Annotated in this window: 8 protein-coding genes; 5 read left to right on the top strand and 3 right to left on the bottom strand. The window is 70.8% G+C overall.

Translation table 11 applies throughout. The features are described from left to right. Window positions 1-258: 258 nt before the first annotated feature. Entirely contained in the window at window positions 259-2,553 is a 2,295-nt protein-coding gene (locus E1181_RS29850; protein WP_132679754.1) for a HelD family protein, read from the top strand. Window positions 2,554-2,556: 3 nt separating this feature from the next. On the opposite strand, the gene E1181_RS32675 is transcribed toward E1181_RS29850, so the two are convergent. After that, entirely contained in the window at window positions 2,557-2,688 is a 132-nt protein-coding gene (locus E1181_RS32675) for a hypothetical protein (protein WP_268952518.1), read from the bottom strand. A gap of 41 nt (window positions 2,689-2,729) precedes the next feature. On the opposite strand from E1181_RS32675, the gene E1181_RS29845 reads away from it, so the two are divergent. Then, window positions 2,730-2,942, top strand: a complete 213-nt coding sequence (locus E1181_RS29845) for a hypothetical protein (RefSeq protein WP_132679753.1) — start codon at window positions 2,730-2,732, stop codon at window positions 2,940-2,942. A 343-nt stretch (window positions 2,943-3,285) separates the two neighbouring features. Here E1181_RS29845 and E1181_RS29840 read toward each other — a convergent pair whose 3' ends face one another. Together E1181_RS29840 and gltB are read right to left on the bottom strand one after the other, a co-directional pair. After that, a complete protein-coding gene (locus E1181_RS29840) occupies window positions 3,286-4,788 on the bottom strand; it encodes a glutamate synthase subunit beta (protein WP_132679752.1) in 1,503 nt (500 codons plus the stop codon). Next, complete coding sequence (gltB, locus tag E1181_RS29835; protein ID WP_132679751.1) at window positions 4,781-9,331, bottom strand: glutamate synthase large subunit; 4,551 nt, start codon at window positions 9,329-9,331, stop codon at window positions 4,781-4,783. Before gltB ends, E1181_RS29840 begins: the two co-directional genes overlap by 8 nt. 533 nt (window positions 9,332-9,864) lie before the next feature. Between gltB and E1181_RS29830 the strand changes: the two genes are divergently transcribed. From E1181_RS29830 to E1181_RS29820, 3 genes are all read left to right on the top strand, one after another. After that, window positions 9,865-10,806, top strand: a complete 942-nt coding sequence (locus E1181_RS29830) for an ABC transporter substrate-binding protein (RefSeq protein ID WP_132679750.1) — start codon at window positions 9,865-9,867, stop codon at window positions 10,804-10,806. Window positions 10,807-10,847: 41 nt separating this feature from the next. Continuing rightward, entirely contained in the window at window positions 10,848-11,816 is a 969-nt protein-coding gene (locus E1181_RS29825) for a FecCD family ABC transporter permease (RefSeq protein WP_235877153.1), read from the top strand. Further along, on the top strand, window positions 11,813-12,546 hold a 734-nt coding region (locus tag E1181_RS29820), incomplete at its 3' end, for an ABC transporter ATP-binding protein (RefSeq protein WP_132679748.1). The genes E1181_RS29825 and E1181_RS29820, both read left to right, overlap by 4 nt.

Genomic DNA, 12,546 nt, shown 5'->3' with positions numbered 1-12,546 from the left:
CCCATCAACTCCTCCGTCCCCCACCCCCATCAACCGGTCACCCGGGACCTCCCCAGACCTGGGTGACCGGATTTCAGTGGAAATCGGAATCCCGATCTCAGTGGAATTCGGGTCTCTGATTTCCACTGAGATCCCGCGCGCGGCCGGCACCGCGGGGTCGGGGCGCGACGGGGGACCCCGGGCTGGGAGAGGCGGTATATTGGCAGGTCGGGCCTTGCGGCCCGGTTGTCTTGTCCGCGCCTGGCATGAGGTGGCGAATTGTCCGACGCCCGAGTTGATCGGGAAACCGTCCGCACCGATGAGATCGCGGCCGAGCAGCGCTACCTGAACGTGCTGTACGGCAAGCTCGACGACCTCCGAGCGGAGACGACCCAGCGGCTCAAGGACACGCTGCGCGACAGCGGCGGTCCGCCCCAGGCCCGCACGGAGCGCGACATCTCCACCCGGATGTACACCGACAAGCTCACCCAGCTCAGCGCGGTGGAGCACGGGATGTGCTTCGGACGCCTGGATCTCGACGGCGGCGAGACCTTCCACGTCGGCAGGATCGGCCTGTTCGACGAGGACAACGAGTACGAGCCGCTGCTGCTGGACTGGCGCGCACCGGCCGCCCGCCCGTTCTACCTGGCCACGGCCGCCGCGCGCGACGGCGTGCAGCGCCGCAGGCACCTCAAGACCAGCTGGCGCAAGGTCCTCGACTACGAGGACGAGATCCTCGACCTCGACGCCGCCGAGCAGGGAAGCGATCTGGGCCTGGCGGGCGAGGCGACGCTGCTGGCGCGGCTGGACGCCCGGCGCACCGGCCAGATGCAGGACATCGTCTCCACGATCCAGGCCGAGCAGGACCGCGTCATCCGCGCGGGCATGAACGGCGTGCTGGTCGTGCAGGGCGGGCCGGGCACCGGCAAGACCGCCGTCGCGCTGCACCGCGCCGCCTACCTGCTGTACACGTTCCGCGAGCAGCTGTCCAAGCGCGGTGTGCTGGTCGTCGGGCCGAACCCGACGTTCCTGCACTACATCGGCCAGGTGCTGCCCTCGCTGGGCGAGACCGGCGTGCTGCTGTCCACTGTGGGCGGTCTGTACCCCGGGATCACCGCCACCGGAACGGAATCCGCGCAGGTCGCCGAGATCAAGGGCCGGCCGAGCATGACCGACGTGCTCAACGCGGCCGTCCGCGACCGGCAGCAGGTCCCTCGCGACCGCGTCGAGGTCACCTTCGACCGCGAGCCGCTCCACCTGCTCCGCAAGGACGCCACCGCCGCGCGCTCCCGCGCCCGCCGCACCCGGCGTCCGCACAACCTGGCGCGCAGGGTGTTCCGCGACGAGATGTTCCGCGCGCTGACGATGCAGGTCGCCGACCGGCTCGGCCGGGAGCTGCTGGACCGGCGCGACCTCGACGAGATCAACGTGGAGCTGCGCGCCGACCCCCAGGTGGCCCGCGCGCTCGACGAGCTGTGGCCGGAGCTGACCCCGCAGCTGCTGCTCGACGAGCTGCTGAGCTCCCCGGAACGCCTGGCCGCCGCCACCGCGAAGGTGCTCGACGACGCCGAGCGCGACGCCCTGTCCCGCCCGGCGGGCTCGCCGTGGACCCCGGCCGACGTCCCGCTGCTCGACGAGATCGCCGAACTGCTCGGCGAGGACGACGCGCAGGAGCGCGCCGACCGCGAACGCGCGGAGCGCGAGGAACTCGCCTACGCGCAAGGCGTTCTGCACATCATGGAGCAGGACGAGGAGATCGCCGACGAGGAGCGGCTGCGGGTCTCCGACGTGCTCGACGCGGAGCTGCTGGCCGAGCGGTTCCGCACCCGCAGCGACCTGACCGCCGCCGAGCGCGCCGCCGAGGACCGCACCTGGACGTTCGGTCACGTCATCGTCGACGAGGCGCAAGAGCTCTCGGAGATGGCCTGGCGGGTGCTGATGCGCCGCTGCCCGAGCCGGTCGATGACGCTGGTCGGCGACGTGGCCCAGACCGGCGCCCTGGGCGGAACCCAGTCCTGGGACGACGTCCTCTCACCGCACGTTCAGGACCGCTGGAAGCTGGCGGAGCTGACGGTCAACTACCGGACCCCGGCGGAGATCATGGACGTCGCCGCAGAAGTTCTGTCCGATATGGACACCGACCTGGAGCCGCCGCACTCGGTCCGCACGACCGGGAACCTGCCTTGGACGCAGCAGATCTCGCGCGCGGACCTGGTCGCCGAGCTTCCCGAAGTGGTGTCGGAAGAGCTGGCGGAGGTCGCCGACGGGAGGCTGGCGGTGCTGTTGCCGCCGGAACTGCTCGCCGAGATCGGGCCGGGGCTCGCGGAGGCGTTGCCGGAGGCCGTCGTGGGCACCCGGCCCGACGATCTGGAGGCCCCGGTGGTGCTGCTGACCGTGGACGAGGCCAAGGGCCTGGAGTTCGACGCGGTCCTGCTGGTCGAACCCCAGGTGGTGGCCGAATCCTCAGACCGGGGTCTCAACGACCTCTACGTGGCCCTGACCCGCGCCACCCAACGCCTGGGCATCGTGCACTCCGGCGCACTGCCGCCCAGCCTGGCCCGCTCCTTCGAGTGAGCCTCAGCGCAGCACCGGCGCCGCGCAGTGCTGCAGCGCCTGCGTGACCTGCTCGGAGCTCTCGCGGATGTCGTCGAGCGCGATCAGCCGGTACCCGGTCCAGCCGTCGTTGTGGAACGCCCACTCCGGCGGCACGCCCCGGGTTGACCCCGCCCTGGGTCCACACCGCCAGGTAGGTGGCGGTGCTGCGCGGATCCTTCGGCGTGGGCAGCTGCGTCACCGAGACGGCGGCGACGTACTGCCAGCCCAGCTCCACCTTCGCCCGCTGCGCGGAGTGGTGGATCAGGATGCCGCGCTCATCGATCCGCACCGTCAGCGACCGCAGCAGGCTCCTGATGAGCTTGACCAGCCCGATCACGACAGCGACCGGCGCCAGGACCAGGAAGTAGGGGATGCGCACCCCCGTTTCCCCGGTCACGGCCTCGACGAACACGCAAATCCCGGCGCAGCCGAGCGCGATCCACACGGACGCACCCAGCAACCCACCCGAACTCTTCCGGAAGTCCACGCGCTCTCCCCATCCATTGTGGACACTTGCCGGTGCCCTCGAAGATCGACAGGGATGCCAGGGATCAACGAGCTCGCACGAGGCCACTTCACCAAGACAGCCCCGTGAACTACCGCACTCGAAGCCCGAGCAGCAGAACGAATCCCCACGCCGACGAAGCGTCCGGACGACGAAAACCTCGGCAATCGTTCGGAGATTGCCGGGGTTTTCGTCGAATGGTCGGGTCAGACCGCCAGCGGCAGGGCCGTGGGGTGGACCGGGGACGGGAGTTCGGAGGTTCCCATCAGGTGGCTGTCCACCGCGTGCGCGACCGAGCGGCCTTCGGCGATGGCCCAGACGACCAGCGACGCGCCGCGGTGGGCGTCACCGCAGACGAACACGTCCGGAGCGGTGGTCTCCCAGTTCGACCCGGAGCCGATCGTGCCGCGCTTGGTGAGCTCGATGCCCAGCCCGTCGAGCAGCGCCATGCGCTCGACGCCCTCGAAACCGATCGCCAGCAGCGCGAGGTCGCAGGGCAGTTCCTCGACCTCGTCGGAGACCGGAACCACCTGGCGGCGCCCGTTCTCGTCACGGCTGACCTCGACGTGCCGCAGCCGCACCGCGCGGACCCGGCCCTCGGCGTCGCCGACGAAGGACTCGATGGCGACCGCGAACTTGCGCTCACCGGCCTCCTCGTGCGCCGGGTAGGTGCGCAGGACGTACGGCCAGACCGGCCACGGCGAGAGGTCGTCGTCGCGCTCGCCGGGCGGCTGCGGGTAGTTGTCCAGCTGGGTCACCGACAGGGCGCCCTGGCGGGTCGCGGTGCCGTAGCAGTCGGCGCCGGTGTCGCCGCCGCCGAGGATGATGACGTGCTTGCCCTCGGCCGAGATCGGCGTCGGGCCATCACCTTCGAGCTCCTTGTTGGCCGGGACCAGGTGCTCCATCGCCAGGTGCACGCCGTCGAGCTCGCGGCCCGGGATGGTGGTGTCGTCGCGGCCGCGCAGCGCGCCCACCGCGAGCACCACCGCGTCGTGACCGGCGCGCAGGTCGTCCACGGTCAGGTCGGCGCCGACCTCGCAGCCGGTGACGAACTTCGTGCCCTCCTCGCGCATCTGCGCCAGACGCCGGTCGAGGGCCGACTTCTCCATCTTGAACTCGGGGATCCCGTAGCGCAGCAGCCCGCCGATGCGGTCGTCGCGCTCGTAGACGGTCACCTCGTGGCCCGCGCGGGTCAGCTGCTGCGCGGCGGCCAGGCCCGCCGGGCCGGAACCGACCACGGCGACCCGCTTGCCGGTGTGCTCCTCGGTGATGCGCGGGGAGACGTAGGAGTTCTCCCAGCCGACCTCGGCGATGGTCTCCTCGACCCGCTTGATCGCCACCGCTCCCCCGGCCTCCGGCGAGATCGCCAGCACGCAACCGGCTTCGCACGGCGCCGGGCACAACTTGCCGGTGAACTCCGGGAAGTTGTTGGTCGCGTGCAGCCGGTCGCTGGCCATCTCCCACTGGCCGCGGCGGACCATGTTGTTCCACTCCGGGATCAGGTTGCCCAGCGGGCAGCCCGCGGAACCCGAGTGGCAGAACGGGATCCCGCAGTCCATGCAGCGGGCGGCCTGGGTGGAGACCTGCGCGTTGCGGTCCTCGGTGGACAGCGCGGCGTAGACCTCGTGCCAGTCGCCCAGCCGCTCATCGGTGGGACGCTTCGGCGCGTCGGCCCGCGAGTGCTTCAGAAAACCCTTGGGGTCAGCCACGGGAAGCCTCCATGATCACCTCGTTGACGTCCCGGCCCTCGATCTTGGCCATCCGCATGGCGTCCAGGACCCGCTGGAAATCGCGCGGCATCACCTTCGTGAACGCCGCCGAGCGCCGCGGCCAGTCGCCCAGCAGCGACGCGGCCACCGCCGACCCGGTCAGCTCGTGGTGCTGCCGCACGACATCGTGCAGCCACTTGAGCTCCTTGGTGCTCAACGGCTTGAGGTCGACCATCGCGGTGTTCACCCGCACCGGGTCCAGGTCCAGCACGTAGGCGATGCCGCCGGACATGCCGGCGCCGACGTTGCGGCCGGTGCCGCCGAGCACGATCGCCCGGCCGCCGGTCATGTACTCGAAGGCGTGGTCGCCGACGCCCTCGCAGACGAGCTGCGCACCGGAGTTGCGAACGGCGAAGCGCTCGCCGACCTGGCCGCGCAGGAAGATCTCACCGCTGGTCGCGCCGTAGCCGATCACGTTGCCCGCGATGACCTGGTCCTCGGCCCGGAACGCCGAGTTCGGGTCGGGGCGGACCACGATCCGGCCACCGGAGAGGCCCTTGCCGACGTAGTCGTTGGCGTCACCGACCATGTCCAGCGTGATGCCGGCGGGCAGGAACGCGCCCAGCGACTGGCCGGCCGAACCCTCCAGCTCGACGTGGATGGTGTCCTCGGGCAGGCCGTCGCCGCCGAAGCGGCGGGACACCTCCGCGCCCAGCAGGGTGCCGACGGTGCGGTTGACGTTGCGCACCGGCAGCTGCAACCGCACCGGGCGGGCGTCCTCCAACGCCGCCTCGGCGAGCTGGATCAGCGTGCGGTCCAGCGCCTCGTCGAGGCCGTGGTCCTGCTCGCGGACCTTCCGGCGCACCGGCGAGTACGGGGTCCGCGGCTCGGCGAACACCGGCTCCAGGTCCAGGCCCCGGGACTTCCAGTGCTGCACGGCGTTGTCGCGCCGCAGCGCCGAGACCTGGCCGATGGCCTCGTCCAACGTCCGGAAACCCAGCTGCGCCAGGTGTTCCCGCACTTCCTGGGCGATGAACTCGAAGAAGTTCACCACGTGCTCGACCTGCCCGGTGAACCTCTTGCGCAGGTCCGGGTTCTGGGTCGCGACACCGACCGGGCAGGTGTCGAGGTGGCAGACGCGCATCATCACGCAGCCCTCGACGACCAGCGGAGCGGTCGCGAATCCGTACTCCTCGGCACCGAGCAGCGCGGCGACCACGACGTCGCGTCCGGTCTTGAAACCGCCGTCGCACTGCACCGTGATCCGGTCGCGCAGGCCGTTGAGCAGCAGCGTCTGCTGCGTCTCGGCCAGTCCGACCTCCCACGGCGTGCCCGCGTGCTTGAGCGAGGTCAGCGGCGCGGCACCGGTGCCGCCGTCGTGACCGGAGATCAGCACCACGTCGGCGTGCGCCTTCGACACACCGGCCGCGACCGTGCCGACGCCGACCTCGCTGACCAGCTTGACGTGCACGCGGGCCTGCTCGTTGGCGTTCTTGAGGTCGTGGATCAGCTGCGCCAGGTCCTCGATCGAGTAGATGTCGTGGTGCGGCGGCGGCGAGATCAGCCCGACGCCGGGCGTGGAGTGCCGCGTCTTGGCGATCCACGGGTACACCTTGTGCGCGGGCAGCTGACCGCCCTCGCCGGGCTTGGCGCCCTGGGCCATCTTGATCTGGATGTCGCTGGCGTTGACCAGGTATTCGCTGGTCACGCCGAAGCGACCGGAGGCGACCTGCTTGACCGCCGAGCGCCGCTCGGGGTCGTAGAGCCGGTCGACGTCCTCGCCGCCCTCACCGGAGTTGGACTTGCCGCCGATGCGGTTCATCGCGATCGCCAGCACCTCGTGGGCCTCGGCGGAGATCGCGCCGTAGCTCATCGCGCCGGTGGAGAACCGCTTCATGATCGCCGAGGCGGGCTCGACCTCGTCGATGTCGATCGGGTCGCGCCCGCTGTCGAACTCGAAGAGCCCGCGCAGGGTGCCGCCCTCGGCCGCCAGCCGGTCGCACTCCGCGGTGTACTCGCGGAACTTGTCGTACCGGCCGGTCTTGGTCGAATGCTGCAGCAGGAACACCGTTTCCGGCGTGAACAGGTGCAGTTCGCCCTCGCGGCGGTAGGAGTAGTCGCCACCGGTCTCCAGCTTGCGGTGCACGCGCTCGGTCGGGTTGTCCGGGTAGGCGCGGCGGTGCCGCTGCGCGACCTCCTCGGCCAGCTCGTCGAGCCCGACGCCGCCGAGCTTGGAGGTGGTGCCCAGGAAGTAGGACTCCACGACCTCCTGCGACAGACCGACGGCCTCGAAGACCTGCGCGGCCGTGTAGGCGCCGACGGTCGAGATGCCCATCTTGGACATCACCTTCAGCACGCCCTTGACCAGCGCCTGCACGTAGTTGCGGATGGCGACCTTGGGGCGCACACCGGAGATCTCGCCGGTCGAGATCATGTCCTCGATGGCCTCGAACGCCAGGTACGGGTTGACCGCCGCCGCGCCGTAGCTCAGCAGGGCGGCCACGTGGTGCACCTCGCGGGCATCACCGGACTCCACGACCAGCGCGACGCGCAGCCGTTCCTTGGTCTGGATCAGGTACTGGTGCACCGCCGACACCAGCAGCAGCGACGGGATCGGCGCCCGCTCGTGGTCGGAGTCCCGGTCGGAGAGCACCAGCACGCGCGCCCCGGCGGCGATCGCCTCGGACGCCTCGGCGCGGACCCGCTCGATGGCCTTCGCCAGCGCCTCACCGCCACCGTCCACTTCGTACAGACCGGAGAGCACCGCCGAGGAGAACCCCGGCAGGTCGCCGTCGTCGTTGATGTGGATGAGCTTGGCCAGCTCGTCGTTGTCGATGACCGGGTTGGGCAGCACGATGTGCCTGCAGGACGCCGACGACGGGGTCAGCAGGCTCTGCTCCGGGCCCATGATCCGCGCCACCGACGTCACGATCTCCTCGCGGATCGCGTCCAGCGGCGGGTTCGTGACCTGCGCGAACTGCTGCACGAAGTAGTCGTAGAGCATCCGCGAGCGCTGCGACAGCGGAGCGGGCGGGGTGTCGGCGCCCATCGACCCCAGAGGCTCGGCGCCGGCGGTGGCCATCGGGGCCAGCAGCAGGCTCAGCTCCTCCTCGGTGTAGCCGAAGGACAGCTGGCGGCGCACCACCGACTCGTGGGTGCTGACCACGTGCTCGCGGTCGGCGAGCTCGTCGAGGTTGAGCAGACCGGCGTGCAGCCACTCGTCGTAGGCGTGCTCGGAGGCCAGCTCGGTCTTGAACTCCTCGTCGTCGACGATGCGGCCCTGCTCGGTGTCGATCAGGAACATCCGGCCCGGCTGCAGGCGGCCCTTGGCGACCACCTCGGACGGGTCGACGCCCAGGACACCGGTCTCGCTGGCCAGGACCACGCGGTCGTCGGCGGTCTGCCACCAGCGCGCCGGGCGCAGGCCGTTGCGGTCGAGCACCGCTCCGACCAGCGAACCGTCGGTGAAGGTGACGCACGCCGGGCCGTCCCACGGCTCCATCAGGCTCGCGTGGAACTGGTAGAACGCCTTGCGCTTGGGGTCCATCTCGGCGTGGTTCTCCCACGCCTCCGGGATCATCATCAGCACCGCGTGCGGCAGCGACCGGCCGCCCAGGTGCAGCAGCTCCAGGACCTCGTCGAAGGACGCCGAGTCGGAGCCGTCATCAGCGCAGATCGGGTACAGCCGGGACAGCTCACCCGGGATCAGGTCGGAGGACAGCAGTGCCTCGCGGGCTCGCATCCGGTTGCGGTTGCCGCGGATGGTGTTGATCTCGCCGTTGTGCGCCACGTAGCGGAACGGGTGCGCCAGCGGCCACGACGGGAACGTGTTCGTGGAGAACCGGCTGTGCACCAGCGCGATGGCGCTGGCCAGCCGCTCGTCGGTCAGGTCCGGGAAGAAGCCGGGCAGCTGCTGGGTGGTGAGCATGCCCTTGTAGACGAACGTGCGAGCCGACAGCGACGGGAAGTACAGCTCCAGGCCCTGCCGCGCGGCTTCGCGCTCGGCGCGCTTGCGCAGGCAGAACGCCAACCGGTCCAGCTGCAGACCGGACTCGCCGCCGTTGCCGGCGACCATCAGGGTCGCGAAGTGCGGCATGCAGTCGCGGGCCGTGGTGCCCACGTCCGCGCGGTCCGGCGTGGTGGGCACCTCGCGCCAGCCCAGGACCGTCAGGTTCTCCTCGGCCGCGATCTCCCCGACCAGCGCCACGACGCGCTCGCGCTGCTCGGCGTCGGCCGGCAGGAAGCCCATTCCGGCCGCGTAGCGGCTCTCGCCGTTCTCGGCGGGCTCGGGCAGGGGTACGCCCGCCGTGGCGCGCAGGAGCTCGTCAGGCAGCTGGAGCAGGATGCCAGCGCCGTCGCCGCTGGTGGGCTCGGCGCCCGCGGCACCGCGGTGCTCCAGGTTCGCCAGGGCGGTCAGGGCGTCCGCGACGATGCCATGGGAACGCCGACCTCGAATGTCGGCGACCATGGCCACGCCGCAGGAATCCTGCTCCGCAGCCGGGTCGTACAGGCCCTGGGCCGCTGGGATCGCAGAGAAGACCACTGCGCAGACCTCCCTCGTCATGCTCGTGCTTGAAAGTCGGCGGTCGGCCATTGACCTGACTTCTTCGACTTCTGGGCACGGGACGGCACTGGCCCGCAGCTAGGATGTTCCGGTTCTGCCGTAGATGATTTCGGGAGCGAGGTTTCGGGCGCGCTCGCCCGCTCGCTGTAACCGGAGCGTTTAGCAGACTTTAACAGCCAGGATACCCGGAAGCAGCAACTTGAAAGTGATGCTGACCATCTTGTTGTAACGCCCGTCGCTGGCTAGACGCCCAGGACTCGGCTGCTCAGGACCGGCGCGGTCACGTCGCGACCGGAACGCGGCCTGAACACATCACACAGCCCGTCGGCGGCTCGCCCGAGCGAACCGCACGCCGGCGGACACGGTCCGTCGTCGAATTTACCCGCAGCGTCGCCACCTGGGTAGCGCTCGACCTCCGGCAGGTTCCCCGAGCGATCTTTGCTGATATCTTTCCAGCTCAGGGCACCCATCGCGTGGGTGTTCGTTTCGCCAGCTCCGACCCGAGGGAAGACATGACCGGGTTCCGCCGTCTCGCCGCCCTGATGATGGCCGCATTCGCCCTGTTCACCATGGTCACGGCGTGCGCGACCCGCCAGCACTCCCCGGTGCCGGTGGTGCCCGACGATCCAGCGTCGTCCTTCCCCGCGAAGGTCTCGCTGCCCGGCGGCCAGCCGGTGACCCTGCTCCAGCAGCCCAAGCGGATCGTGTCGCTGTCGCCGTCGGCGACCGAGACCCTCTTCGCGCTCGGCGCGGGCGACCAGGTCATCGCCGTCGACCAGCACTCCACGTACCCGGAGAACGCGCCGCGCACCGAGCTGTCCGGCTTCACCGCCGACGCCGCCGCCGTGGCGAGCAAGAACCCGGACCTGGTCATCGCCCCGGACAACGCCACCCAGCTCGCCGAGGGCCTGAAGGTGGTCGACGTGCCCGTGCTGCTGACGCCCGCAGCCGCCAGCCTGGACGACGCCTACCAGCAGATCCAGGCGATCGGCCGCGCCACCGGGCACGGCAACCAGGCGAACGCGATGGTGCAGAAGATGCGCACCGACATCGCCGACATCGTGGCCTCGACGCCCAAGCCCCCGCAGCCGATGACCTACTTCCACGAGGTCAGCCCCGACCTCTACACGGCGACCTCGCAGAGCTTCGTGGGCAACGTGTACTCGCTGTTCGGGATGGTCAACATCGCCGATCCGGCCGGTGGGCCGTTCCCGCAGCTGTCGCAGGAGCACGTGGTTCAGGCCAACCCGAACCTGATCTTCGCCGCCGACACCAAGTGCTGCGGCGTCAACGCCGCCGCGATCGCCGCGCGTCCCGGCTGGCACACCATCGACGCCGTCCAGCGCAACCAGGTCGTGGAGCTCGACGACGACCTGGCCAGCCGCTGGGGACCGCGCGTGGTGGAGCTGGTGCGCTCCGTCAGCAAAGCGGTGGGCAAGGCACAGCAGGGTTGATCTCACCGACCCGACTCCGCCCGTGGCATCTCGTCGTCGGTGTGTTGGTGCTGGTGGGGAGCGTGTTGCTGTCGGTGCTGGTGGGCGCCGCGGAACTCGGACGGGACCGGGTGCTGGCCGAGATCGTCGCGCAGCTGACCGGCGGGGTCTCACCGCTGTCCGAGCGCGAGGCGGCGATCCTGTGGGACCTGCGGGTCCCCCGCACCGTGCTCGGCGTGCTGGTCGGCGCCGCGCTCGCGGTGTCCGGTGCCGCGTTCCAGGGCGTGTTCCGCAACCCCCTCGCCGACCCCTACCTGCTGGGCTCGGCCGCCGGAGCGGGCTTGGCCGTCACCCTCGTGATCACCACCGCGCCGCAGTCCGGGCTGTCGATCCCGGTGCAGGCCGCGGCGTTCGCCGGAGCGCTGGGCGGTGTCGGGCTGACCTGGCTGGTCGGGCGTTCGGCGGGTCCCGACACGGCGACGCTGGTGCTGGCCGGCGTGGCGGTGGGCGCCTTCCTCACGGCCGGGCAGACGTTCCTGCAGCAGTTGCGGGTCGAGTCGCTGCAGCAGGTCTACCTGTGGATCCTCGGGCGGTTGAGCACCACCGGCTGGCGCGAGGTGCTGATCGTGCTGCCGCACCTGGTGGTCTCGGCCGTCGTGCTGTGCCTGTGCGCGCGGCTGCTGGACGTGCTGGGAACCGGTGACGAGGAAGCCACGTCGCTGGGCGTGCACCCCGGTCGGGTGCGGATGCTGGTGCTGATCGCGGCATCGCTGGCCACCGCCGCCGCGGTGTCGGTGGCGGGGCTGATCGGGTTCGTCGGGTTGGCGGTGCCGCACCTGGTGCGGCTGGCGCTCGGCGGCGGGTTCCGCATCATCGTGCCGATGTCGTTGCTGTTCGGCGGGGTGTTCCTGGTGCTCGCCGACGTCCTCGCGCGGACCCTGCTCGCGCCCGCCGAGATCCCGATCGGCGTGATCACCGCGTTCACCGGTGCCCCGTTCTTCGCCGTGCTGCTGCACCGGAGGCGGGCGTGAGCCGGCTGGAGATCCGCGACCTCGCGGCCGGATACCGCCGCCGCACGGTCGTTTCCGGGGTGTCGACCACAGTAGACACCGGCGGCTGGCTGGGCATCATCGGACCCAACGGCGCGGGCAAGTCCACGCTGCTCAAAGCCGTCGCCGGGTTGCTCGGCCACACCGGGGACGTGCTGGTCGACGGCCGGCGGACGGCGTCGCTGCGCCGCCGCGAGCGCGCCCGCACCCTCGCCTACGCGCCGCAGATCCCGCAGCTGCCGCTCGGGCTCACGGTCACCGACTACGTCCTGCTAGGCCGCACGCCCCACCTCGGCCCGCTCGGACGCGAAGGCCGCAGCGACCTCGACGTCGTCGGCGAACTCCTCGCCCGCCTGGACCTGAGCCACCTCGCCGAGCGCCCGCTGCACACCCTCTCCGGCGGCGAGCGGCAGCGCACGGTCCTCGCCCGCGCCCTGGCTCAACGAGCCGGAGTCCTGCTGCTCGACGAACCCACCACCGGCCTCGACATCGGCCACGCCCAATCCCTCCTGGACCTCGTCGACGAACTCCGCACCGAAATGGGCACCACGGTCATCACCACGCTCCACGACCTCACCCTCGCCGCCCAGTACGCCGACGAGCTCCTGCTGCTGTCCCACGGCACCCCCGCAGCCCACGGCACCCCGGCCGAAGTCCTCACCCCCGAAACCCTCAACACCCACTACGCGGCCAGAACCACCGTCCTCCACAC

This window comes from Saccharopolyspora terrae, from assembly GCF_004348435.1.
Classification (GTDB): domain Bacteria; phylum Actinomycetota; class Actinomycetes; order Mycobacteriales; family Pseudonocardiaceae; genus Saccharopolyspora; species Saccharopolyspora endophytica.
The sequence above is the reverse complement of the archived record's forward strand: the minus strand, read 5'-3'. Positions and strand labels throughout refer to the sequence as shown.